This is a genomic window from Paraburkholderia sediminicola (assembly GCF_902859805.1).
Classification (GTDB): domain Bacteria; phylum Pseudomonadota; class Gammaproteobacteria; order Burkholderiales; family Burkholderiaceae; genus Paraburkholderia; species Paraburkholderia sediminicola.
In genome coordinates this window covers 423071-446336 of sequence record NZ_CADIKC010000004.1, presented here as the reverse complement: position 1 = coordinate 446336, position 23266 = coordinate 423071, and the positions used below count along the sequence as shown (strand labels likewise).

Sequence of the window (23266 nt, the reverse complement as noted above, 5' to 3'; positions counted from 1 at the left end):
TCTACCGCTGCGACTATGAGACAACGTTGTTAAGACCGGGTGCAACCATTAGAGCATTACCGTGTCTCTTTCCATAACCACCGGAAGACTGGCTGTTCTCGCAGGCCGACATCCTTTGATTGTCGGTGCACTAGGTAGCCTGATGGCATTAGGCGTGATGGCAATCAGTTTGGTCACACTTCTGGCCTCTCGTGACGCCGCTGTCGAACATGCTCATGAAACGTCCAGAAACGTTACCGCCGTTCTGGTCAGCAACATCGCCCGGACGATTGAAACGTCAGACAATTCACTTCGTGCCTTGATTGCCGCGCTGGATAAGCCGGCCGTCCAGGCTCTGGACCCGGACCTGCGTCACGAATTGCTGTTTGACCGGACCGCTGCCGAGTACGTTACCGGTATGGGGGTGACGGATAACAAGGGACGACTAATCGACGGCTGCTGCTCCAGTTCCCATATTTGGGATTTCAGCGACCGGGATTACTTCATTGCTCATCGCCAGTCGGCGAATGTCGGACTGTATGTGTCATCAGTCTACCGGGCACGGTCGCGGCCTGGCGCGCAGTCAATTGCGATGACGAGAAGGGTGAGCCAGCCCGACGGGTCATTCGGCGGAGTAGCGATTGTTGCCATTGACGTCGAATACTTTAAACGACTTCTTGCAAAACTGAACGTGGGGCCAAACGGCATCACTGCGATCGTTCGTACAGACGGTACGCTGGTGGCCAGAAATCCCCCAATCAGCCAGGCAAGGCTGGTCAATCTGGGTAACTCACCGACGTTTCCGCGTATGGTGAACCATGATTCCGGGTTCTATTCTGCGCCCTCGATCTCGGACGGGGTCCTGCGCCTGTATACATTTCAACGTGTTCCCGGGACGCCGCTCATCGCCGTTGTCGCGCCGGCGGAAATCGACGTGCTGTCGTCCTGGAAGCGACTGTCATGGATTGTCGGAGTTTCAGCCTCGTCGGTTAGCCTTGCGTTCTGCACGGTGGTCTGGCTCCTTGCTTTTGCGCTGCGGGACCACGCAAAGACTCAGGTGCTGCTTACCGAGCTAACGCAAACCGATCCGCTGACAGGGCTCAGGAACCGCCGCGCCCTCGACGAGGTCCTCGAAAACGAGTGGCGAAGACTGCAACGCGGCGATGGTTCCTTGTCGCTGCTGTTCGTCGATGCGGACAACTTCAAACAGTACAACGACAGGCATGGTCACGCTCAAGGTGACATTGCGCTGAAACATCTCGCGGAATGCATCAATCGACACGTGCGTCGTCATGGCGATCTCGCCGCACGATACGGCGGGGAAGAGTTTGTTGTCGTGCTGCCCGATACGGACAAAACGGGAGCGGCTCAGATCGCTGAAGCTATACGTCAGGAAGTTGAGCATGGGCGACCGACAGTACCATCCGGGGCAATTCCGCCGTTCACGGTTAGTATTGGGTGCGCGACCGGTCGACGCTCACTTCCATCGTCACTGGATGAATTGACGAATTCAGCTGATCTGGCGCTGTACGCGGCCAAAAGGAGTGGAAGGAACGCTGTCGTCTCCGCAGACGATACTGCTGCATCGCCTCAGCCGCAGAACTGATTGCACTCGTTGACTGTGCCTGTCTCAGTCTGACGTCCGAGCGTTCAGTCATGGAAGAATCGCGACCGGCCGATTGGGGGCGAACTGAGCCGGTCACCATCCGACTGAGTTCGGCCATCAAAAGTCGGTTAATGTCAGGACGTGGATGTCCGCTTCGCCCACTTTTCTGGACTAAAACTGCGCACAGCGGAAGCGGCGCCCTGATTACCCCGTCGCTCGACGTCCTGTGCGAGGATCTCCTGGAAAACGCCTAATCCCGGCACGCCATGCAATTGGCAGAACCCCTCAAGCACTTCAGCGATTGCACCGTTCAACGTTTCCGGTTTGCGCGTACTGGCGATATACGAACTACCCCTTACCAGTTCCAGCATGTATGTCATACGGCCCAGCGCCATCGCGGCACCGGAGATAGTTTTCTTTGCCATCCAGCTCTCCCGCTCTATTTCTGACGAGTCACTATCACCGATACAACGTACCGGCAGTGGTCCAAATTTTCCGCGCGTTGCACGCAGCATTTTCGCCAACAGCCGCCATCATCCAGACCGACTATGCACTTACGAAACGCCTGGGCCGGGCATGCGGTCGGTCAGATGTCCGTCGCAAGCAGTCGCGCGACGCAGCTTGCGATTTACCCTAAAACGTTCCGTCTCAAATGGATGGGTGGTCGGATATTGCAGCCAGAATCGACGGTAGTTGGGCAGGTTTAACAAAATGGTGATCGAAACCTGCTCTGAACGATTGGATTCTTTCGTAGGGGCCATGTAGTGCGGTTACCGCCAGCAGCAACGGGCGCGGAAGGGCGCCCATGCGCCGGATCTCTTTCGCAACCGCGTGACCGTCCATAGTGGGCATCTGGATATCGAGCATCACCACGTCGGGACGCCAGACGCAGTAAATCGCGAGCGCGCCTGGACCGTCTATTGCTGTTCGAATGTCGTAACCGTAAGCCTCGAAGAACAGCACGTAGGCATTGACCAGGTCCGGGTCGTCGTCCGCGATGAGTAAGCGCTCGGCTTTCGCAGTGGACATTGGGTTCCTGTAGGTTGCCCTATGTCACGCAATTTAGGGACCCGATAGAATCAAGGCGGCTACTTGCGCGTAATATAGATTCAGGGATCTGCCCCTACTGATTGTTTCCGTTTCTTCGAGGGTAAACATGCGATTGGCTGACTTCATCCTGCGCGACATGGAAACGATTCTGGTGCAGTGGGAGAGCTTCGCCGCTACGCTATTGCCGGCAGCCGGGGACATGAAATCGCTCGCTCTGCGAGACCATGCGCAACAGATTCTGCATGCCGTAGCGAAGGATCTGTCGACGGCCCAGACAAGGAAGGCGCAAGCCGAAAAGTCGATGGGACGAGCCCCTGTGTTGATTGGGGCTCCAGAAACAGCTGCGCAGACGCATGCCCTTGTACGGGCACGAGGCGGGTTCGACATTAACCAGTTGGCTGCGGAGTACCGAGCCTTGCGCGCGAGCGTCCTGCGCCTCTGGATGGATGAATGTCAGCCCGAAGCACCACATCCGGACGATGTCATCCGGTTCAACGAGGCGATCGACCAGGCACTTGCCGAATCGGTCGGGTTTTTCAGTGCGCAGGTAGATCAGGCTCGCAATCTTTTGCTCGGCATGCTCGGGCACGACATGCGCAGCCCACTTCAGACTATTCTGATGACGGCCCAGTATCTGGCAGCATTGAACGCCGGGGAGCAGGTTTCCGTAGCCGCATCCCGCTTGATCAGGAGCGGCGCTCGCATGCAGGCCCTTCTGAACGATATGCTTGATTTCAATCGGACCAGGCTGGGTTTGGGGATCAATATCGCGCCGACAGATGCCGACCTGGAGACACTGCTTGCCGACGAGCTCGACCAGTTGCGCGCAGCGCACCCAGACTGTCAGATCGATCTGGAAGTGGAAGGGGACTGCCGGGGAGTTTGGGACGGCCGCCGATTGCAGCAGCTGCTCGGCAACCTGGTGACGAATGCGATGAAATACGGATCGCCCCAAGCGCCCGTGCGGGTGGTAATGACCGGCGAAGAAGGGAAAGTTCGTTTCGAGGTCAGAAACCAGGGACCTGCCATCGATCGAACGACTCTGCAACGGATCTTCGACCCGCTTCAGCGTGGCCTGAATCAACAAGACTCATATAACGCCGACGGCAACCTGGGGCTCGGTCTGTATATCGCGCGAGAGATTGCCAAGGCCCATGGAGGCGAGATCGAGGCACAATCCGATGAGACAGAAACCGTGTTTGCTGTGCGCCTGCCGCGTCGCCAATAGCGCTCGTGATGCCCTTGAATATACGGTCATCCGAATGTCTCGCTCGCGCGCTTAACATTGCCGTAAAAGTACTGCTGAAGCACCTTATTTTGGGATGACCTGAAACACCCGAGAACCAGACGTTGGGCGCGCGTTGAGTTGGACGGCAGCTCAGGGTCGACGTGAGCCGATTGCAAAAGGCCGAGGCCGGACAAGAGACAATCGGTCACTGACGCCCATCAACGATCGCTGGTCGATCAGATCGCATTCAGTGCCGCCTTTCCAAACACAATCAGTCGCTCCAACCGCCGCTGTGGATCGCTCCGCCAGCATCATCGCTCGTACTGGCCGTGCAATGGCCGGATACTGGCGGAAGATTCGGGGCTTTTTTGGGGATTTCTGTGTCGCCCGTGCGTGTCACTGTGCTGACGCTGCTTGCAATGGTGGCGTTTGCAGCGAATTCGTTGCTATGCCGGCTGGCCCTCAAGGGCACCAGCATCGATGCAGCGAGTTTTACGTCGGTCCGTATCGCGTCGGGCGCCCTCGTGCTCTCGATGATAGCGCGGCTCCGGGGCGGCAGGCTGGGCGGTGCCGGAAACTGGCTGTCGGCGCTGGCGCTGTTCACCTATGCGGCCGCATTCTCGTTTGCATACCTGAGCCTGCCGGCGTCCACTGGAGCCCTGCTTCTGTTCGGCGCCGTGCAGACGACGATGATCGGCTACGGTATCCGAAAGGGCGAGCGCTTCCATAGGTGGCAGTGGGTCGGATTGACATGCGCGTTGGCAGGCCTTGCCGGGCTGCTGCTTCCAGGTGTCTCTGCGCCATCTCCCGGAGGCGCAGTCCTTATGCTCGCCGCCGGCGTCGCCTGGGGCATCTATTCGTTGCGCGGCAAGGGCGCAGGAAATCCCACCGCGGTAACGGCCGGCAACTTCCTGCGCGCAGTCCCACTTGCCGCTGCGCTCAGCGCCGCCATGTCCGCCCACGCTTCGATTGATTGCGCCGGTTTCTGGTACGCAACGGGTTCGGGCGCAGTGGCCTCCGGCATTGGCTACGCCATCTGGTACACAGCGTTGCCCAGTCTGAAAGCTGGCAATGCGGCCACGGTGCAGTTGAGCGTGCCGGTCATCGCGACGCTCGGCGCAGTCGCATTTCTTGGAGAGAGCGTGACCATCCGAATCGTGTTGGCCTCGGCTGCAATCCTCGGAGGTATTGCCTTGGTTGTGGTGCCTCGGGGAACCCAGCACGACAGGCGGGCGTAAGAGGGCGGTTGACGACGTGGATGTATTGGGACTGACGATCGCGCTTGCCTGCTTCAACGCTCCTTCATCGGCCTTATGCGAAGCTTTCCATAAGGCGGAACCCCCGTCTCCCTATGCGGGGCGACGAACGGCCGTTGTACCTTGAAAGCCGCCGGAGATGCCGCGCCGGGTCGGCGGTCCGCAATGGGTCGAACTGAGTCGCTCGCTATCTGGCAGAGTTCGGCCATGAAGTGACAATCGCGAGGCGTAGCAAGACGGCCGGTCATAGACTCACTTCAGTTATTCGGCGTTGAACGAACATAAGAGTGAATCACCCGAGGCTCCGATTCGGTTTGTGCGCCGATCGACTGACTATGAATGGAACAGACCATCGACTATTCGACGCCCCGCGCTATAACCGCCCATGAGCGCATCTTCTTCGCTGAGAAATGGCTTACCTTGTGATTCGCCAAAACGCAGGGGGAGAAAACGGCTACTGCGTCGCCAGCCTTGCAGATCCTCACCACCGCGACATATCCAGTTTCTCCGGTTGCGGTGCGCCCGCCAGTCCGATTGAAGTCGGCCTCAACGGCCACTTCGATGTCGAATCCTTGATATTGGTATGTGCAGTTCATGGCGCCACATCTACGACCTGCTCCGACATCCGCCGCAAGCCGCCGAGTTCCACAGCGGCCACGTGCTGGAAGAAAAGCTCAACGATTTCCCGGGTCGGCACACTCGTGGAAAGCGTTCCGATCTTGACGGGCGCGAACCATTTGCATCTCGCGATTTCGTTGCTTGGCTGCGCGATCGATTGATGCACCACCTCGGCGAAGAATGCATAGTGCTGTGTGTTGAATCCGCTGAACTGAAAAAGGTAAGTCAGTTCGGTCGCAGTGAGTGTCGTTTCCTCCTCCAGTTCACGCAATGCAGCTTCGTGAGGCGCTTCGCCTCGACGGATTCGCCCGCCCGGAAGCGCCCATCGCGACCTCAGCCTGGCAACCAGCAAGATACGGTTGTCTCGGACACACAAAACGGTTGCCCTCTCTTTCATGGATGCCTGTCCGTTTGATCGCAAGACTCGAAAAGATCCTAATGATAATTTAGCCTGTTGATGACGTCTTTTTGGCCGCGTACGCTATCGCAATAGCATGCCAATGTGGAACTCACAGGCTGCGACAATCAGGAAAAATGTCGGTGCAGGACGGGGAGTATAACGATGAAAATGTCACACAGATTTGGAAGCCCCGATACGGCGGGGCCGGTGTGGGGGCTTGTCTTTGGCATGTTCATGACGGCAATCGGAATAGGCCTCTGGTTTTATGCGACGTCGTTGGCCCCCTCCAGACGACAGGATGAATCGTTGGCCGTAGCGGCCGTCATGGTCGGCCTGTTTTCTGCGGTCTACGCGGGGCGCGAACTCTGTCACAAACGTCGGTAGATCACCTGTCAGGACTATGGATGTTCTCGATCAAGTGGCGCTACCAGGTATGGCGGAGCGCGGATTTTGCCGGCGCGCGCGTCACGCTAACACTCGTGTGATCCGTTTGCTCCTTCAACACCGTACAAGGCCACTGATCTGCATGTCTTGACGGTCGAGCACGCCAGGGCGCGTCTGCCATCACCATGCGCCTAACCGCAATCGATATTAATTGACATGCGACCTGGACATTCCCCGACGCTGGTCACCGGTCCGCGCTGGCGATAGCGGCGGCAAGGCAGTCTCGCTGCGACTGAAGATTTGACCAAGAGATGATAAGCGCGTCGAGGGACGCTAGCTCCTTGTCACGAGATCCCAAAAGTAGAACGTCAAGTGGCCCGATAAATGGTCCTCCAGATCCGCTCCGGCGCACTGCCCACGAACTGCCGGTGCATAACTGCGCCGCATCGGCTGCAACGGTAGTGCTCGATTGCCACTACGCCTTCGCATTCACCGATACCGACCAACGTCATGCCACTGGCACGGGACTGGTCGGCGGAACATCCTTGAAGCTTGTCGCACTCGTCGCAGATTTCCATGATGTCATCGCATCTGTGCTTGAGCAGCACCGCAGTACTGCGGGATAAAGGAATGGGCCTGTGCTACCAGCTATCCGTGATCAGTCTGGAAACGGACAACCGACATGCCAATGCATCATTGTTTCTTTGGATATGTAGCTTAGCCTCCCTTCGCGCGCTCGATCGGCACGCCAGACGGGGCCGGCGTTTGAAAATCTGGCGCGCGTCAGAGAAAAGAACCGGCCGCGAACCGAGCCGGGCCGAAGCCATGCAGGGAAGCATGGAGGAGACGTGAAATTCATTCTAGATCGCTCCATTCCGCATTGCAACATGGTAGTAAAAACCACAAGCGTGGCAGCGACATTGCGCCTGCGTCCACTGATTGAATCCATGATGAACAGATGTCGTTCGAAACACACTGAGGAATGGCGGTTGCACCTCAGGAGCAGCCGTTGCGGTCGCGCTAGGTCGGCCGGCCGAAGTGGGTAGGTTTATGCCGTTCGCATATTGATTGCGATCTGCGATTGATCGAGGTCCGTGTCGGACCGGGTTCGGCCAACAGCGGGCATTCCCGTTGATTATTCTGAGGACATTTGAAGGTTGGCTCCACATCGACAACGGACGGTGACGTTCCACGTCGCAAGAAATTCACGTCGAACGATCGCCGTTGCCTCTGCGAGGAGACAAACAGAGATATCTCCTTCTATCGGATCTTGATGACGACCTTACCCTTTGCACGTCTCGTTTCGACGTAACCCAAAGCCTCTCGGGTTGACTCGAATGGGAAAACCCGATCGATCACGGGCTTTATTGCACCTGCCTCGATGAGCTTGGCGATCTGGCCTAGCTGGTCTCCATTGGCACGCATAAAAAGGAATGAATAGCTGACGTCATGACGTCTCGCGGCCTTTCGGATGCGACGGCTTAGAAAGCGCACCGCCGTTTTCAGGAACCAGGAGGCACCCATCTGTTTAGCAAATTCAGGATCGGGTGGGCCGGCGATCCCGATGAGCTTCCCACCCGCCGTGAGCACTCGCAGTGATCTTTCGAGCGTCTTTCCGCCCTGCGTATCCAGCACCAGGTCGCAGTCTTTCAGCACGGCGGCAAAGTCGTCTTTCTTGTAGTCGATAACGATATCGGCGCCGAGTTGCTTCATCAGTCCGGCATTCGCGGCGCTCGCTGTCGTCGCGACTGTTGCGCCCAGATGCTTGGCCAGTTGAATGGCAAAGGTGCCAACGCCGCCCGAGCCGGCATGTATCAGTACCTTTTGCCCTTTCTTCACTTGCCCTTTTTCGACCAGCGCTTGCCAGGCGGTCAAGCCCACCAGCGGGATTGAAGCCGCTTCTTCCATAGTGAGTGTTTTGGGCTTGAGGGCTACGCCGTCTTCCCTGACCGCAATGAATTCCGCGAAGGTGCCGATCCGATCTTTGTGCGGTCGCGCATAGACCTCATCGCCTGGTTTGAATCGCCGCACGCGCGATCCGACGCGGGCAACAACTCCGGCCAGATCATTGCCCAGAATCAGCGGCAAACGATAGGGCAAAATGAGCTTGAACTCTCCATGCCTGATCTTTGAATCGAGCGGGTTCACGCCAGCGGCGTGAATCTGGATCAATACGTCGTCCTCACGCAATTCCGGAACCGGCATATCGCCGGCCCGTACACCATTCTTGCGCCCATATCGATCGACGACGAATGCCTTCATCATGGTTCGTTGTTCCTTGCCAGTTTCACGTTGCGTTAAGTAATTCTGTCTACGTTGTGAGCCGCAGATCTTTGCGAATGCCGGCGTCTACCACGCCCGCGGGCGCAAATCTGCGTAGCAAACGCAGGCGGCTGGCGAGTCCGCCGGCTGTATAGCGGAGCTTCGGGCGAGCCGCGAGAGCGGCCTGCAGCACTGTCTCGGCCACGACCTCCGGACCGTCAGCACCCTCGACCACCTCTTTGACTCGCTTATTCACAGCCGAGCGTACTTCGCGGTACGCGTCGAGGGGAACGTCCGGCGCCATGAAGTTCGCGTCGAAAGGCGTCTTGATGTAGGCGGGCTCAATAACCGATACCCGGATGCCCATTGTGCGCAACTCGTGGTCGAGCGATTCCGAGTAGCCCGCGACCGCATGCTTGGTGGCGGAATAGAGCGCCATATAGGGCATGGGTAAGAAACCCAGCACGGAGCCGATGTTGATGATGCGGCCGCTGCCTTGTTGCCGCATATGGGGCAGCACGGCGCGCGTCATGCGGACGATACCGAAGAAGTTCGTATCGAAGATCGCGCGAGCCTGGTCAAGCGAACTCTCTTCAGCAGCTGCAGGGGAGACGCCGAAGCCAGCGTTGTTCACCAGCAGGTCGATGCGGCCCTGCAGGCGCAGTACTTCTTTGACGGCAGCTTCGACGGACTCTTCGCTAGTCACGTCAAGTGGCAGCATCTCGAACGTCCTCTGGCCGGCTTGTGCGCCGCGTCGGCTCGTGCCATAGACCTTGTATCCGGCCTTCGCAAGGCGGTTTGCCGTGGCTTCGCCGATGCCTGAAGAGGCACCTGTAACAAGCGCTATTCCGGTTTTCATGATGTCCTTCGGGGAGTGAGAAATGGTCTTCAGGTCTTTGGTCGAGCATTCATTCTGCCGTAAATATGATGTTAATCATATTTACGGCCCAGCAAAAACGCACGCCGGATACGCGCAGTTACTCGTCTGCGGGTGCGAATTTTTTCAATGCGGTGTCAAGAAAACTGTCCGACAGCGTGGGGTCGTCGACGGCGCGTGCCAGCACCATAGTGCCGACCATGGTGGCAAGGATCATAAGTGCCTGTTCATGCGAGCCGGTTTGCCCCCAATCGGGCAATTGGCGCGCAACGACATCGATCATCTCCTTGATGCGGCGGGTGGCCGCGCGCCGCACGACCGGCGCTTGGCGCGGCATCTCCGAGCCAAGGGCGGAGACCGGGCAGCCAGTCTCTATGGCTTCACGATGCTCCTTCGACAGATAGGCGCGCACCATCGACGGCAATGCCTGCTCCGGTGGCACAGACGCTGCGATTTGCTCCGACAGGGCCACGGCCTCAGAGCCTGCGCGATCGGCAGCTTCGGCAAGCAGCGCCTCGCGCGATGGAAAGTGCGCATAGAAGCCGCCATGAGTCAGACCAGCCTCCTTCATGATGTCGGCCACGCCTGTCCCGTCATAGCCGCTGCGCCGAATCGCGCGCGCGGCAACCTCGACGATGCGCTCGTGTGTGATTTCCTTGCGGCTGGCGGGTTTCCGATTGATCGATGGCTTTTTCATGATGATCATCATATATCACTTCGGCGCAATTTGCAGAACGGTGCAATCTCGATGCAGATTAAGCCTCCACTAGGCAGCGTCAGCGCGCAGGTCGCGTCAAGACACTGAGCCCGAGCTCGGTGTTTCATGTCCGTGGTCTTGTGGGGCCTGGTGGGTCTTGCGGTCGCGCGCTTCGCGGCTACCGCAAGCGAACTGACGATTTATTGTTGGGCTTACCCTTGGATGACCGGTTTGCCTCGGAGGCGGACGTATAGACTACGCGGTACCGAACGGCTGCTTGGGGTCGAAGAGGGAAATTCGCGTCGAGACCGAGCCGGTGACTGACGGGCGCTGGCCGAACTTCAGGGTTCGGGCCGGTTCCGGTCGTTCGACATCACGCCATCAATCCACGACAATCGTGGCTCCTTTAATGAGTAGTCTGAAAAGATTGACCGGGGCACAGATGCAGGATTTCGTCGTAAAGAAATGGTCCAAAGCGCAAGGGGCGTCGGAAGCAGCGATCAGTGCTCTTCAAGATGCGGTCGGATTCGAACTTCCCAAGGAGTACGTCGAGCTTCTTGAGTTCAGCAACGGGGGAGAAGGGCCAATGCCCGATCCGTTTGGCGTGTTTTACCTGGATCGTGTTGAGGACGCCAGCAACCCAGGACAAATCGGTCTTTATCCAGGCTGGTTTATATTCGGCGGAGATGGCGGCCTTGAGCTTTTCGCCTTTGATTTAACGGGCACCTCTCCATGGCCCGTGCTGGCATTTGATGGCGTAGATCCCAAGGGCTCTGTCCGGAAGGTGGCTGACGATTTCACCCAATTTCTCCTACTAATCGGCTCTTCGAACAAGAACCGTCATTGCGGCTAGTGCATTCGAGCGCGAATGACCGTTCCTGGAAGTCCCGGCGGGCCGCTCAGGGTCGAACTGGGCCGGTCGTCATCAGGCACGGTTCGGCCAACTTGAGACCTTTGATTCGGGCCTCGCGAACGGCCGCTTCGGATGCGAGCCGGCCAGAACTCGTGGCACCCTGGCAGTACAGCCGCTACCTCACCTCACGAATGTTGCACGACTCGTCGGCATGGCAGCCCGACGGTATGCGGCCTTCACCAGGCGCTCTTTCGGTAAAGGTCTGTCACCAATTTGCGTGTAGCATAAGTGCGCTGACCGAGCGCGCTGGCTAAACGTCTGGTTCGGGTTCACACCGTGCTAGCGGACGACAGTAGATAACGATTCGCCTGGCGTTAGCGTCTTCCGCGCAATTGCAATTTTCCTATGCCGTGCGCCGACGCCCCCATTGCCGGCGGGAAGTATCTCCCATGTCCAGGCACGGCCCGAGAAATGACGCAGGTCAGTTGACACAATGCCGTCTTGCAACTGCTACGAATAGACAACTTGTCGCGGAGGAGTAACCCATGAAACACTTGTCGATGCGCGGCTTGTTTTTATCGCTCGTCGTGGTCACGTTGCCGGTCGTTGAGGCCGAACCGGTTGCCGCAAAGAGTATCGATCCCAAAGCGCTAACCTCGACGGTCTGGCAGACCACCGCCGTATATGAGGAAAATGACCGGTCCCACAACGTGATCGAACGTTACCCCAGCGTCGTGGGCATCTCGATCTGGGACGCGGGAAGCAACCGGTTCGAATACTTCGACCCGGCCACCGGACAGTCGCGGCTTACTCAGGGCGGCGCTGGCTACTTCTTCATAACCGGCGACAGGCGCTACCAGATCAATGTCTTCGACGGGGGTGGCAACGCGCTGGTGCGCCGTCTGGAAATACTGAACCGGCACGAATTTACCTACTCAAGGGTCGTGCCGCAAAACATGGCGAACGGTAGTCAGGTCAGAATCTATGTTGTCCATACCCCATATACGGGACCGTTCAAGATTCGGCTCAGTGAACGACATCCCACACCGTGATTGCTGCCGTATTGTCCTTGTGCGTTGTGGCTCTGGTGCAAATTCTGTGTGCAAGCGAAAAACGGCGTATTTAACGCTACATCATCGTGCTGAGAGGACCGCCTCGTGCGCAGGAAGACCGGGCATAGATGAGCAGCGGTTTATGTAATGGTGTTCTCCCCAGCGAACCAGCAGTCCGCAACGCGTGGTAGAGCAAAGCGAACGGACATAAAGATCAGTGCTCGAATTGTCGGATGGCGATGCAGCGCGATGATTAGATAGTTGCCGGCAGGAACTGGCTGGCGGCCCAATGACTCGGGGCCAGACGCGTTAGCGGAAATAAAGTCGAGGCTCCGTTTAGCAGCGGCCGACAATCCTATGCATGCGGGCTCGACGCAACACAAGAGAGAGCGGTGGTGTCGGCTTTAACTCCGGTTTCGGCCACTCAAATTTATTGTCCGACTGACTCGTGTGGGTCGAACTGAGCCGATCGTCGCCGGGCCGAGTTCGGCCAGAAGCAGCCACCCAGACAAGCGTCTTGGCCGTCCGGATTTGGGCTGATATGAGACGGCCGCCGTAACGTTTCGCGTTCAACTCATCGGGCGGCAGTACACGCGAATGTGTGCGAGGTTACCGTCAGTTGGTCTGGGTAGCGTGTTGCTCGGCCAGAGCGAAAATCTTCATGCCAACGAGCATGGCGATAACGAACAGCATCGCTTTAAACTCGCCGCTGCCCGCGCTCACGAGGGCCGGTCCCGGGCAGAATCCTGCTAGGCCCCAGCCGGCACCGAACATGGCGCTGCCAGCAAGCAGGCGGCGGTCAATGCGCGTCGCGGCCGGCAGCGACATGGGCGCGTTGAACAGGCTCCGCTTGAGCCTGCGTGCAATCGCGAAGCCGACACTGCCAACTGCGACCGCGCCGGCCATGACGAATGCCAGTGACGGGTCCCAGTTGCCTGCGATATCGAGAAAGCCCAGCACCTTCGCAGGGTTGGCCATGCCGGAAACGATCAGTCCCGTGGCGAATATCAGACCGGCCAGCAGTGCGTTGAGAATCAGCATGTCAAAGCCCCAGCAGATGACGGGTAACGAAAGCGGTCAAAAAGCCCATTGCCATGAATGTTGCGGTGGCGGCAAGCGAGCGGATCGAACCGCGTGAGAGACCGCATACACCGTGACCGCTGGTGCAACCGGATGCGTAGCGGGTGCCGATGCCAACGAGCAGACCGGCCACAACGAGCACCGGCGGCGATGACGCGATCGTAACAACCGGCAGTGTCGTGAAAAGCCTGAATATCCAGGGCGCGGCAAAGAGGCCAAGCATGAATGCAGCGCGCCAGGCATGATCGCTGGATGTTGTGTCGACCAGTTCGCCAAGAATCCCGCTGATGCCGGCGATACGGCCGTTCCCGAGCACAAGCAGCGTTACTGCGAGACCGATCAGCACGCCACCGGCGAGGGCGGGAAGCGGCGCGAAGTGGATGAAGTCGATTCTCATTTCAGGCGTCCTTTGACCTTGCCGCAATAGAGATTCGACAACGTCTGCATGATGCTCAAGACTTCGACGCCAGCGAGACTGTAATAGATGTACTTTCCCTCGCGCCGCGCAGTGACGAGACCTTCTTCGCGCAGCACGCCAAGATGCTGCGAGAGGCTCGGTTGATGAAGGCCGACCGCCGCTTCCAGCTCTCCGACGTTGTGTTCACCTTCGGTCAACTGGCACAACAACAAAAGACGGTCCTCCTGTGCCATGGCTTTGAGAAGGGCACAGCATTTCGTCGCGGATTGCCGCAGCGCGTCGCGCGCGGCGGGAGATAACGGTGTACTCATCGATCAGTGTCCTTCTACCTGGCAATCAGGTTGACCTACAGTATATTAAAATATATATTGTTTTTCAATGTATTGACTGGAGCGTGCGATGAAACCACTGGTGGAAGCGTTCTTTGATCGGATTACCTGTACCGTTACCTATGTCGTTCACGCCGGAGATGGCTCTGCGTGCGCCGTGATCGATTCGCTGCTTGACTACGACCCGAAGGCCGGCCGTACCTCGACCCAATCGGCCGACAGGGTCGTGGAATTTGTGCAGGCACACGGGCTGAAAGTTGAATGGCTGCTGGAAACGCACGCCCACGCGGACCATCTGTCGGCCGCGCAATATCTGAGGACACGACTGGGAGGAAGAATCGCCATCGGCGAAAGCATTCGTGGAGTGCAGGGTGTATTCAAGCGCGTCTTTAACCTGGGTGTGGACGTGCCGGACGACGGTCAGCAGTTCGATCATCTGTTCGCTGCAGGCGAGACGTTCCAGATCGGCGAGTTGGGTGCGCACGCCATACACGTGCCCGGACATACGCCGGCTGACGTGGCGTATCAGATCGGAGACGCGGTTTTTGTCGGTGACACGATGTTCATGCCGGACGTAGGCAGCGCACGGTGCGATTTTCCGGGTGGTGACGCGCATACGCTTTATCGCTCAGCACGCAAACTGCTGTCGCTACCTGACGAGACCCGGCTTTATATGTGTCACGACTACCCGCCGCAGTCGCGTCAACCACAATGGCAAACCACCGTGGCGGAACAGCGCAAGCGCAATATTCATCTGCATGACGGCAACTCGGAAGATGCGTTCGTCGCGATGCGCACAGCACGCGACCGGACGCTTGATATGCCCACGCTCATTCTTCCCGCTGTCCAGGTCAACATTCGTGCAGGCTTATTACCTGAGCCTGAAGACAACGGCACTCGTTATCTGAAAATCCCGCTCGGCGCGTTGTAGAGCGCGCATTTACGCAGAACAGCGCGAATTTTCTGACCGTTCAGGAGAACATTGCCGAGTGGTGATTGAAGGCTGAACGGCAAGTATCTGACCGATTGGGGACGTTCATGGCCTCGCCCGAGAAGGTCGGCTCAGGGTCGATTGCGGAAGTTCGCTGTCGGACCGAGATCGGCCATCAAGAGCCGTTCGTGCACGATTTGCGAACGTCTGTTACCGGGCCGGCACGAGACAATCGCTGAAGTCGCTTGCCCCCGCTCGTCGGTGTCGATCTACCAGAAATGTTACTGGCGTTGAGATGTTCTCGACAATTGAGGTGCAGGTTCAAGCGTGTCATCGTCGCCGACACGACCTCGGGTCGCTGCAAGATCGTTCAATACTTTTGGCCTGGATCTATCTAGCATTCCCTCCACCGCTTCTTTTTCTGGAGAGATGCTTTGTTATTACAAAACGAACCAAGCGACGCTAACGCCATTGAAGCGCCGCCCGAGCCGGAGCGTTGTGTCATCGTCGTGGACGAAGCGCTCCCGCCGGGCAAAGCCTCGAACGCCGCTGCAGTGGTCGCGTTCACGCTGGGCCAGCGCCACAGCCGTCTCGTCGGAGAGCCCTTGCGAGAGCAGGACGGCACGGCGCACCCTGGTCTCATTCCCATCGGCATCCCGATTCTCAAAGCCACGGCTGATCAGTTGAGCGCCCTGCGCCTGAAATCGCTGGCGCACTGCGACGTGGTTGACTTTCCTGTGCAAGGACAGGCCACCGTCGACTACGACGCCTTTCTACGCGCGGTGCGCGTGCTGCCAGGTGAGTCCCTCCAGTACCTGGCAGTTGGGCTGGTAGGGCCAAGGAAGAAGGTCGGCAAACTGGTTGGCGGCTTCGCCCTGTTCGCATGATCGGTGCACACCTTACCGCGGAGCTCGACGGCCAGGTCTGGTCTGTGGGCATAGACCGTCCGGAAAAGCGCAATGCACTGAACGGCCCTCTGTTCGAAGCGTTGGCAAACACCTTGCGCCTGGCGCAAGGAGACGTGCGCGTTCATTGCCTGCTGCTGCACGGAACCAGCGAATGTTTTTGCTCAGGCCACGACACGGCCGAATTCGGCTCCTTGTGGCCGCAGGCGGCCGACGGCGCGGTCGCGCGCTGCATCGAGGCCCTCGTGGACCAGCCCAAGCCGCTCGTGGCAGCTGTTAACGGCGCGGCGGTTGGGTTTGGCGCCACGATGCTGTTGCACGCCGACTGGGTAGTCGCCGGCGAGGGGGCCACGTTCCGCTTTCCGTTTGCCGATCTCGGTATCGTGCCTGAAGCCGGCGCAACCGCATTGGCGGCCCGCCGGATGGGCGATCTGTGCGCACGCGACTGGCTCATGAGCGGCCGGCCGATAACAGCCGCTGAGGCATTGCAGCAGGGCTTCCTTTCGCGCGTGGTGCCAGACGCGGATGTGCGTGCGACTGCCGACGAATACTGCGCACTGCTATCCGCCAAGCCGCCGACAGCGTTGCAAAGTATGCGGCGCCTGTTGCAGGAGGGCGCCACGCTGTCAGCCAGCGAAGCCATCCAGCGCGAGCTTGCCCATCTGAACAGCTTCATTCCTGCAGCTACCTGGCGCTCGATCCCTCATGCATAAAGTTCACATTGTCCATGCCCACCCGGAGCCGCGCTCCTTCTGCACGGCTATGGCCCATGAGGCCCGACGCCTGCTGGAGTCGCGCGGCGACAACGTGAGTTTTTCCGACCTCTACGCACTCAACTTCGATCCTGTGGTGCGCGCCAGCGATTTCGCCCAGCGCGCCAACAGCGACTACCTCGTCTACGCCAAGGAGCAGCGCCACGCACTTGAGCGCAATGCCCTTGCGCCCGACATCCAGCGCGAGGTTGACGCGCTGCTGGCCAGCGATACGCTGATGCTGGTGTTCCCGCTCTACTGGTTTTCGGTGCCCGCGCTTATCAAGGGGTGGATCGACCGCTGCTTCCTGTCCGGCGCCCTTTACGGTGGTAAGCGCATCTATGGCCGCGGCGGCATGGTCGGCAAGCGCGCGGTGGTCGGGGTAAGCCTGGGTGGCCGGGAGCACATGTTCGGGCAGCAAGGAATACACGGCGAACTTGCCAGCGGCATGCTGCGTCACCTGCTACAGGGGACCCTGGGTTACGTCGGTTATGAGGTGCTCGAGCCGTTCTTTGCCTGGCACATTCCGTACTGTTCGCACGCCCAGCGAGTCGACACGCTCAAGCGTTGGGGCGACTTCATCGCTCACCTCGACGAGCAGCCGCGCGTGCCGATGCCGCGGCTGGAGGAATATGATGAAGTCTTCCAGCCACTTCTGGGAGGAGCCTCACCATGAACACCAATGGACCGACGAAGACGATCAAGCTCTGGCACGCGCCGGACGTCATGGACGCCGTCATGCTCAAGGGTCAATTCGTCGGTCACCGCTATCCGCCGCACGCGCACGATACGCATTGCCTTGCGGTGATTACGGGTGGGGCGCTGGCCGTCGAAGTTCAGGACCAACGACGCGTGTGCCGCCGTGGCGACGTGATTATCATCGACGCCGACGTGGTGCACGCCGGTTTGGCTGCGGGCGATGGACAATGGAAGATGCGCGTGGCCCATGTGCAACCCGCAGCGCTCGCCGCCTATTGTGAGAGGCTTGGCATTCCCCGGCGCGAGCGGTTCGACATGCCGAGCCCGTTCGTCGCTGACGCTGAACTGTCACAGCAGCTCTACGGTGTGAACTGGTGTTCCGAGGTGGATGAGGACCGCTTCAAACGCAGTGAAACACTGGCCCGCGCCGTCATCGGCCTGCATGCCCGGCACGCGGGCCGGTCTGCCGCACTCCCCGTAGTGCGCAGCGAGCCGGCGTTGGTGCGCGCGGTCAAATCCCGCCTGCGCGACGAACTGCACGCACATTCGACCTTGTCGACACTTGCGTGCGAGTTTGGCGTGACGCCTTTCGTGCTGCTGCGTGCCTTTGTGCGCGATGCGGGGTTGAGCCCGCATGCTTTCCTGCAACAGGAGCGCGTGCGCCGTGCGATGCCGTTGTTGCGAGCCGGCAAGCCCATTGCGGAAGTAAGCGTGCGAATGGGTTTTGCCGACCAATCGCACTTCACACGCGTGTTCAAGCAGCAGACTGGCGTAACGCCGAAGGTCTATCAGGCCGCCTTCTCGTGATGCGGAGTGTCTGCCACCGTCTTCGTGTGTTGCAGGTCGACGGCCCCGATCACCGATCGTTACGATTGCCGTGATCTCGTGAGCATGTAGGATTCGCCCCGTTCTGTGCGTGGTAGGCCAAGCCGTAGCTTGCGAACGTCTTGTGAGAATACAAGAACAGACATTGGCAAAATCGGACGGAGTGACTCAAGCGGGTCGAACTGGGCCGCTCATCATCGGGCAGAATCCGGCCATGAAGCTAGGCGATACCCCTGAACGGAGTTCTCACTGGCGCTGCATTAGATGCTCGGGGCACACCTCAAGCAGCATGCCCACATCCGCGCCGACTCCAAGAGGTTCGCCAGTCAGCAACCAATCGCCGGTGCTGGCGTACCCGACCAATACCCGGAGTCGATGGTCATTCATCCGCTTGTCGCAAATAGAACGCGTCGAGAAACTCATTCATCAGTGCCGCTATGTCATCCACTTTCTCATCAAGTGCGAAGTGGCCTGCGTCGAGCAGATGGACTTGCGCATTTGGCAAATCACGCTGGTAGGCAGCAGCTCCGGCCGCAATGAACGATCTGTCGTAGCGTCCCCACAGGATGAGCGCGGCAGGCTGTTGCGTTCTCATCCATTCTTGCCAGGCTCCATAGGCCGCAACATTCGTACGGTAGTCATAAAGCAGCGCAGCCTGGATTTCTGGCTGGCCCGGACGATTGAGAAATGCGTACTCGTCTGTCCAGGTGTCCGGGCTGTAACGTTCGGCGTTCGGGCTCTCACCGTCGTGACGATATCTTGTACTGTCGAACGATGTGAACGCGGTGAACACCTCTGGACGCGCGGCAGGATCAGCCCAGTACTCCTTGATGGCCGTCCACTTTTGCCCGAGACTTTCCTCGTGGCTATTGGCGTTCTGGATCACTAGCGCTTCAAGACGCTCGGGATGTGCCAGCATGATCCGGAATCCGATCGGACCACCGTAGTCCTGCAGATAAAAGCTATAACGGTCGATGCGAAGCTGTTCGAGTAGGCCATTGATCGTTTCGGCGAGGTGATCGAACGTGTAGGCGAACTGCGAAGGCGGCGGTGCGTCGCTGTGGCCGAAGCCAGGATAGTCCGGTGCGATAAGGTGGTAGTGTGTCGCGAGCAGCGGAATGAGGCTATCAAACATCCGCGACGACGACGGAAACCCGTGAAGAAGCACGATGGTTGGTGCATCTTTGGGGCCCGCCTCTCGATAGAAGACGCCAACCCCTTTAATTTCCGCTCGGTGATAAGTGAGGGTCGATGAGGACGATTCTCCCTGACCAGTCCTGCGTGGGCGGGAATCGGTAGGCGGACTCTTTGTATTCATGGTGACTCCGATATCAGTCAACGTTGGAGCGGCAAGTTATTCGCTTGAGCGGTTGACGCACCCAGCCGCTTCCAGACGTTTCAGAAGTGGGGTAAGCGTGGCGGAGTTCAGGAACGCTATCTCGGCGACGGTCCTCAACGTTATGCCGTCGTGCTCCCACAGCGCCGGCATGACCAGATGCTGCAAATCCTAGCTTATATTTGCGGACCAAACATTCCAGGCCGCCCCTCTGGCTAGCAGTACAGGGCGCGTAGGGCGTTAGCTAGAGCATGGCCGGGCAGAGAGATGAAATCCGGCAGCGCATGCCAAGCGAGCATTGGAGTCTTCCGGCCTTCCCATGGGTCTGAAGAATCGAGGCGCAGAGACGGATAGGACGCAAGCAACGTGCTCCGGAGAATCAACCACCCATGCTCTGCAGATAGTCGCCCCAATCCTGCATCATCCTCTGTCTCTCGGGAAGAAATTCGGCCTTGTTATACGCGCGACTCACGCGATTTCTCTCGACGTGAGCCAACTGCCGTTCAATCGCCATTGGGGAGAATCCCTCTTCGTGCGCCCACGTGCTAAATGTACCTCGAGCGCCGTGTGCCCTGAACAGACGTTCCTTGTTGAATCCAGCACGGACTAAGACCGCATTGATTGTGGTAGCTGCCATAGGGCGCGATTTGTCTCTGATGTTAGGGAACAGGTAGTCGTCAGCGCCTTTAGCCCGTGTAATTTGCCGAACTTCTTTCAAGACCTCAATTGCTTGGGCGCTTAGCGGAACGACATGCAGATGTCCCATCTTCATGCGCTCGCCGGGAATGGCCCACATCGCTGATTCCAAGTCGAACTCCTTCCACGTCGCACCTCGCAACTCGACAGTACGCACCGAGGTAAGCAATAGCAGACGCATTGCTAATCGGGTGAGCGGAGTTCCCGCAGCCGAGAGCACAGCCAGCAATTGCTTGAGTTCATTAGCTTCCAGAGCCCGATTGTGGCGCGTAGGCGGCAGCGTCACTACATCCGACGGTTTAAGTGCTGTGACAGGATTCGCGTCTACGCGGCCGCTAATAATCGCCCGCCTGAATATTGCATCAAGATGCTGACGCAGACGTATTGCGATATGTGGGGCACCCTCGGCCTTGCGTTCATCGCCTGAAAGAGTTCTGCGCTTTGCAATCGATTGGATCAGGTCATACAGGTGTGCCACTGTGATGTCACGAATTGGCATCCCACCGAGCTGCGAGTCCTTCACGTAGCGTGCAAGGAAGCGCGTGGCTTGACCGTGATAGTAGGCGGTCCAGTTTCCTCGGTTGTCGCTCAGCCATTCCTCACACACCGGCCAGAGCGTGTTCTTGTAATGGGCAACATTCTGCTGTTGAAGATGTTTTTCGTGTGCCTTCGGATGGACGCCGGACGCGACAAGCTTGGCTGCAGCGTTGCGAAGTTGACGAGCATCCGCAATAGAGAGATCGGGAAATCGCCCGAGGGTATAACTGCAATCCTTGCCATCCAACCGGTAATCAAATTTCCACACCTTCGAACCTGAGACCGACACCCGTAGATACATGGAATCGCGGTCGCGAATCTTATAGGGCTGGTCTTGCGGTTTGGCGTTCAGCAAGAGCGGGTAGGTCAGCCTCATGGAATTCTCCTTGACGGACAACTACCATGAATTTTACCCGCAATTTACCCGCAAAACTGTCGGAAGCAGGTGGATTGTCCAAGACCAAACTGGATAAGTCCCCATAAACCGGATGGGCTGTCCACGCGAACGAATAGCGCCTCAACCATTCGCTGTAACCCTTTACCAGAAAGCCTCCTGAGCGTTCTATGTACTGCTGCCGGGACGCCTCATAGACTTTCCGAATCGCAAACCACGGCACATGCGGCAAGTCGTGATGCACCAGATGATAGTTGTTGTTGAGGAACAGAAGCCGCCAGAACCAACCCGCTTCGTTGATGACGGTGCGATGCTCGTGAGCATGTGCCACCCGATGTTCCTGAAACGAGCGGATCGAACCTAACGACAACGATCCATAACCCGTGCCGACGATAAAAGTCCAGGCAGGGATTCCGCAGACACGTTGAAGCCACACCGTCAGTGCGGCTAACGCAGCCAGATGCGCGAGCCACATCGGCACATGGCGCCAATCGCCGCGTTTAATACTACGGAGTTCATCGACACCCGTTGCCGCTATGGAAAATGCCGGTCCGACGATCAGTCGGCCGATAAACGTATTGCGGAAAGTCAGCAACGCGCGAATCGCCAGGCCCGCACGTTGCCACACGCGCTGGCTGACGAAGTAGCTTTCGGGATCGCGCTCAGGAAGTGTCAGATGCGGGTCGTCGTGATGCTGAAGATGCGAATCACGATAAACGCTGTACGGAAACCACACCGCGAGCGGCGCGAATCCTAATAGTGCGTTGACGAACGGCGAACGCGTCGGATGGCCGTGCAGCAACTCATGTTGCAGAGACATATACCACGCACCCAGCAACGCCAGCAGCGCGATGGTCAGCGGCAGACCGAGTACGCGCGTATGCGTCGCCACAGCGAACCATCCACTGTAGATCGTGACGATCAGCAGCCATGTCGGCCATTGCGTGCGCCATGTCCAGCCTGAAGCCTGTTGGGCGAGTGCTTTGCGTTGCGTGTCGTCGAGGTAAATCGCCATTGGCTGGGTCGGTCGGAGTGCAGGTTTAGACCGATCCTACGGACCAATTCACGCGACTAGAACCATTTTGTTCAGCAATGCATCTGCGCATATGTGCAAAAGCGGGGGGCCATATCGCCAGCCCTTACGCTGCGCGAGGCCGCTATCACCCGGCGCGCAGAACGCCTTGCAAGATCCTCGCGGATCCTGTCCGGGCAATCAGTAAAAGAGGCTTATTTATCGTCCGCCACGCGGCACGCATGATCGAGCAGGCCTTCCGCCGAGCCGCTACCGTTGTCGACATCGAGGCCGCTATTAACGACGAGCCAGCCGTCTTTCTCCGCCGATGGTCCCGCACCCGTCACGAGGATGGTTTGCATGGCCATCGCCGCAGCGTCTTTGTTATCACGCGCGACGATGCGAAACGGATTGCTTGCCTGATCGAGCGAGGTGACGCGCATGATCCGGTAACGCTGACCGTCGAGCGTATCCCAGCGCCACTCGCCAGGCGTGTCCTTCGCGTGACGCGCCAAGGCGTCGCTCACCTTGCTGTGCATGCAATCGATATGGATATGCAGCTGGTTTTGCGTGCGGCGGAATTGCGAGTTGATCTCGAGGCCGAGTTGATTGTCGGGCAAGGATCGCTTGACTGACTTCTCGACGTACAGCCGCGATACCCACGCATCGTCCCAGTAGTCCGGTGCATTCGGCGCAAGTACGAACGGACTTTCTATGCCGGTGACGCGGTCGGTCGGAATCAGCAGATGCTGCGAGCGGCCGACAATATCCTTCAGGATCGCATAGCGTTTGTCGAGATCGACGACCGTGCATTGGCCCGGCGTGCCGGTGGCTTGTTGCGACGGCACGCAGCGCAGATCGACGATTTTCCAGAGCGCGTTCGAATCGACAGCAGCAAGGCGCGCGCAGGAGGCGGCGGTGAAGGCGACCGCCAAAGCGGCGGTGGCGCGCAGAATAGTTTGGCGAAGGTGGGCGGGTTTGGGCACTGTCATCGGCATGCGGATCGGCATTTCTTTACTGGCGTGTTTAGCGACATCTTCAATGGCACTTTCAGTGGCACCTGCAGTGGCATCTTCAGCGGTATTTTCAA

23 protein-coding genes and 1 pseudogene are annotated in these 23266 nt (G+C 58.5%); 10 read left to right on the top strand and 14 right to left on the bottom strand.

Features of this window, described 5'->3' with window-relative positions:
• The first annotated feature begins 61 nt into the window (after positions 1–61).
• Entirely contained in the window at positions 62–1585 is a 1524-nt protein-coding gene (locus tag R8871_RS18015; RefSeq protein WP_407673165.1) for a sensor domain-containing diguanylate cyclase, read from the top strand.
• Positions 1586–1719: 134 nt separating this feature from the next.
• Here R8871_RS18015 and R8871_RS18010 read toward each other — a convergent pair whose 3' ends face one another.
• Both R8871_RS18010 and R8871_RS18005 read right to left on the bottom strand, forming a co-directional pair.
• The gene (locus R8871_RS18010; protein ID WP_246287613.1) at positions 1720–2010 is read right to left on the bottom strand and encodes a hypothetical protein; all 291 of its coding nucleotides are present in this window, start codon (positions 2008–2010) and stop codon (positions 1720–1722) included.
• A gap of 223 nt (positions 2011–2233) precedes the next feature.
• A complete protein-coding gene (locus R8871_RS18005; protein WP_175051651.1) occupies positions 2234–2614 on the bottom strand; it encodes a response regulator in 381 nt (126 codons plus the stop codon).
• A 127-nt stretch (positions 2615–2741) separates the two neighbouring features.
• Between R8871_RS18005 and R8871_RS18000 the strand changes: the two genes are divergently transcribed.
• A complete protein-coding gene (locus tag R8871_RS18000; protein WP_175051650.1) occupies positions 2742–3863 on the top strand; it encodes a sensor histidine kinase in 1122 nt (373 codons plus the stop codon).
• Between the two features lie 380 nt (positions 3864–4243).
• Entirely contained in the window at positions 4244–5101 is an 858-nt protein-coding gene (locus R8871_RS17995; RefSeq protein ID WP_246287612.1) for a DMT family transporter, read from the top strand.
• Positions 5102–5711: 610 nt separating this feature from the next.
• Here R8871_RS17995 and R8871_RS17990 read toward each other — a convergent pair.
• From R8871_RS17990 to R8871_RS17975, 4 genes are all read right to left on the bottom strand, one after another.
• Positions 5712–6134 carry an NUDIX domain-containing protein gene (locus R8871_RS17990; RefSeq protein ID WP_175051808.1) on the bottom strand — a complete coding sequence of 141 codons (423 nt, stop codon included), beginning with the start codon at positions 6132–6134 and terminating at the stop codon, positions 5712–5714.
• A 1647-nt stretch (positions 6135–7781) separates the two neighbouring features.
• Complete coding sequence (locus R8871_RS17985; protein ID WP_175051807.1) at positions 7782–8783, bottom strand: NADP-dependent oxidoreductase; 1002 nt, start codon at positions 8781–8783, stop codon at positions 7782–7784.
• 49 nt (positions 8784–8832) lie between these two features.
• Positions 8833–9642 carry an oxidoreductase gene (locus R8871_RS17980; protein ID WP_175051649.1) on the bottom strand — a complete coding sequence of 270 codons (810 nt, stop codon included), beginning with the start codon at positions 9640–9642 and terminating at the stop codon, positions 8833–8835.
• A gap of 118 nt (positions 9643–9760) precedes the next feature.
• Entirely contained in the window at positions 9761–10369 is a 609-nt protein-coding gene (locus tag R8871_RS17975) for a TetR/AcrR family transcriptional regulator (protein WP_175051648.1), read from the bottom strand.
• A 397-nt stretch (positions 10370–10766) separates the two neighbouring features.
• Here R8871_RS17975 and R8871_RS17970 point away from each other — a divergent pair, with 397 nt between their 5' ends.
• Positions 10767–11210 (top strand): SMI1/KNR4 family protein, encoded by a 444-nt coding sequence (locus tag R8871_RS17970; RefSeq protein WP_175051647.1) that lies wholly within the window; start codon positions 10767–10769, stop codon positions 11208–11210.
• A gap of 545 nt (positions 11211–11755) precedes the next feature.
• On the top strand, positions 11756–12262 hold the full coding sequence (locus tag R8871_RS17965; RefSeq protein WP_217468903.1) for a DUF4822 domain-containing protein: 507 nt from the start codon (positions 11756–11758) through the stop codon (positions 12260–12262).
• A gap of 615 nt (positions 12263–12877) precedes the next feature.
• Here the strand turns inward: R8871_RS17965 and R8871_RS17960 are convergent.
• The 3 genes from R8871_RS17960 to R8871_RS17950 are packed head-to-tail and all read right to left on the bottom strand — an operon-like array spanning position 12878 to position 14071.
• Complete coding sequence (locus R8871_RS17960; RefSeq protein WP_175051646.1) at positions 12878–13303, bottom strand: YeeE/YedE family protein; 426 nt, start codon at positions 13301–13303, stop codon at positions 12878–12880.
• Between the two features lies 1 nt (position 13304).
• Positions 13305–13739, bottom strand: coding sequence for a YeeE/YedE family protein (locus R8871_RS17955; protein WP_175051645.1), 435 nt, complete (start codon positions 13737–13739; stop codon positions 13305–13307).
• Positions 13736–14071: an ArsR/SmtB family transcription factor gene (locus R8871_RS17950; RefSeq protein ID WP_175051644.1), complete on the bottom strand. Its 336-nt coding sequence runs from the start codon at positions 14069–14071 to the stop codon at positions 13736–13738. The genes R8871_RS17955 and R8871_RS17950 overlap by 4 nt, the downstream gene beginning before the upstream one ends.
• An 88-nt stretch (positions 14072–14159) precedes the next feature.
• Here R8871_RS17950 and R8871_RS17945 point away from each other — a divergent pair, with 88 nt between their 5' ends.
• From R8871_RS17945 to R8871_RS17925, 5 genes are all read left to right on the top strand, one after another.
• On the top strand, positions 14160–15020 hold the full coding sequence (locus R8871_RS17945; RefSeq protein WP_175051643.1) for an MBL fold metallo-hydrolase: 861 nt from the start codon (positions 14160–14162) through the stop codon (positions 15018–15020).
• Between the two features lie 434 nt (positions 15021–15454).
• Positions 15455–15907: a DUF2000 domain-containing protein gene (locus R8871_RS17940; protein ID WP_175051642.1), complete on the top strand. Its 453-nt coding sequence runs from the start codon at positions 15455–15457 to the stop codon at positions 15905–15907.
• Positions 15904–16638 (top strand): enoyl-CoA hydratase-related protein, encoded by a 735-nt coding sequence (locus R8871_RS17935; protein WP_175051641.1) that lies wholly within the window; start codon positions 15904–15906, stop codon positions 16636–16638. The genes R8871_RS17940 and R8871_RS17935 overlap by 4 nt, the downstream gene beginning before the upstream one ends.
• Entirely contained in the window at positions 16631–17353 is a 723-nt protein-coding gene (locus tag R8871_RS17930; RefSeq protein ID WP_175051640.1) for an NAD(P)H-dependent oxidoreductase, read from the top strand. The genes R8871_RS17935 and R8871_RS17930 overlap by 8 nt, the downstream gene beginning before the upstream one ends.
• On the top strand, positions 17350–18183 hold the full coding sequence (locus R8871_RS17925) for an AraC family transcriptional regulator (protein ID WP_175051639.1): 834 nt from the start codon (positions 17350–17352) through the stop codon (positions 18181–18183). Before R8871_RS17930 ends, R8871_RS17925 begins: the two co-directional genes overlap by 4 nt.
• Before the next feature lie 397 nt (positions 18184–18580).
• Here the strand turns inward: R8871_RS17925 and R8871_RS17920 are convergent, their stop codons facing one another.
• The 5 genes and pseudogenes from R8871_RS17920 to R8871_RS17900 form a co-directional block, all read right to left on the bottom strand.
• Positions 18581–19519: an alpha/beta fold hydrolase gene (locus tag R8871_RS17920; RefSeq protein WP_175051638.1), complete on the bottom strand. Its 939-nt coding sequence runs from the start codon at positions 19517–19519 to the stop codon at positions 18581–18583.
• Positions 19520–19567: 48 nt separating this feature from the next.
• A pseudogene (locus R8871_RS17915) lies at positions 19568–19702 on the bottom strand (MarR family transcriptional regulator); the annotation flags it as partial.
• A gap of 214 nt (positions 19703–19916) precedes the next feature.
• Entirely contained in the window at positions 19917–21146 is a 1230-nt protein-coding gene (locus R8871_RS17910) for a tyrosine-type recombinase/integrase (RefSeq protein ID WP_175051637.1), read from the bottom strand.
• Positions 21091–22179, bottom strand: a complete 1089-nt coding sequence (locus R8871_RS17905; RefSeq protein ID WP_175051636.1) for a fatty acid desaturase — start codon at positions 22177–22179, stop codon at positions 21091–21093. Before R8871_RS17905 ends, R8871_RS17910 begins: the two co-directional genes overlap by 56 nt.
• 212 nt (positions 22180–22391) lie before the next feature.
• The gene (locus R8871_RS17900) at positions 22392–23168 is read right to left on the bottom strand and encodes a CDP-diacylglycerol diphosphatase (RefSeq protein ID WP_175051635.1); all 777 of its coding nucleotides are present in this window, start codon (positions 23166–23168) and stop codon (positions 22392–22394) included.
• Positions 23169–23266 lie beyond the last annotated feature (98 nt).

Bases quoted from the DNA above. Each gene is read 5' to 3' on its own strand.
- R8871_RS17900 (WP_175051635.1), bottom strand. From the start codon at position 23,168: ATGACAGTGCCCAAACCCGCCCACCTTCGCCAAACTATTCTGCGCGCC.
- R8871_RS17955 (WP_175051645.1), bottom strand. From the start codon at position 13,739: ATGAGAATCGACTTCATCCACTTCGCGCCGCTTCCCGCCCTCGCCGGT.
- R8871_RS17910 (WP_175051637.1), bottom strand. From the start codon at position 21,146: ATGAGGCTGACCTACCCGCTCTTGCTGAACGCCAAACCGCAAGACCAG.
- R8871_RS17920 (WP_175051638.1), bottom strand. From the start codon at position 19,519: ATGAATACAAAGAGTCCGCCTACCGATTCCCGCCCACGCAGGACTGGT.
- R8871_RS17970 (WP_175051647.1), top strand. From the start codon at position 10,767: ATGAGTAGTCTGAAAAGATTGACCGGGGCACAGATGCAGGATTTCGTC.
- R8871_RS18005 (WP_175051651.1), bottom strand. From the start codon at position 2,614: ATGTCCACTGCGAAAGCCGAGCGCTTACTCATCGCGGACGACGACCCG.
- R8871_RS17945 (WP_175051643.1), top strand. From the start codon at position 14,160: ATGAAACCACTGGTGGAAGCGTTCTTTGATCGGATTACCTGTACCGTT.
- R8871_RS17985 (WP_175051807.1), bottom strand. From the start codon at position 8,783: ATGAAGGCATTCGTCGTCGATCGATATGGGCGCAAGAATGGTGTACGG.
- R8871_RS17965 (WP_217468903.1), top strand. From the start codon at position 11,756: ATGAAACACTTGTCGATGCGCGGCTTGTTTTTATCGCTCGTCGTGGTC.
- R8871_RS18010 (WP_246287613.1), bottom strand. From the start codon at position 2,010: ATGGCAAAGAAAACTATCTCCGGTGCCGCGATGGCGCTGGGCCGTATG.
- R8871_RS18000 (WP_175051650.1), top strand. From the start codon at position 2,742: ATGCGATTGGCTGACTTCATCCTGCGCGACATGGAAACGATTCTGGTG.
- R8871_RS17980 (WP_175051649.1), bottom strand. From the start codon at position 9,642: ATGAAAACCGGAATAGCGCTTGTTACAGGTGCCTCTTCAGGCATCGGC.
- R8871_RS17975 (WP_175051648.1), bottom strand. From the start codon at position 10,369: ATGATGATCATCATGAAAAAGCCATCGATCAATCGGAAACCCGCCAGC.
- R8871_RS17935 (WP_175051641.1), top strand. From the start codon at position 15,904: ATGATCGGTGCACACCTTACCGCGGAGCTCGACGGCCAGGTCTGGTCT.
- R8871_RS17925 (WP_175051639.1), top strand. From the start codon at position 17,350: ATGAACACCAATGGACCGACGAAGACGATCAAGCTCTGGCACGCGCCG.
- R8871_RS17960 (WP_175051646.1), bottom strand. From the start codon at position 13,303: ATGCTGATTCTCAACGCACTGCTGGCCGGTCTGATATTCGCCACGGGA.
- R8871_RS17990 (WP_175051808.1), bottom strand. From the start codon at position 6,134: ATGAAAGAGAGGGCAACCGTTTTGTGTGTCCGAGACAACCGTATCTTG.
- R8871_RS17950 (WP_175051644.1), bottom strand. From the start codon at position 14,071: ATGAGTACACCGTTATCTCCCGCCGCGCGCGACGCGCTGCGGCAATCC.
- R8871_RS17930 (WP_175051640.1), top strand. From the start codon at position 16,631: ATGCATAAAGTTCACATTGTCCATGCCCACCCGGAGCCGCGCTCCTTC.
- R8871_RS17905 (WP_175051636.1), bottom strand. From the start codon at position 22,179: ATGGCGATTTACCTCGACGACACGCAACGCAAAGCACTCGCCCAACAG.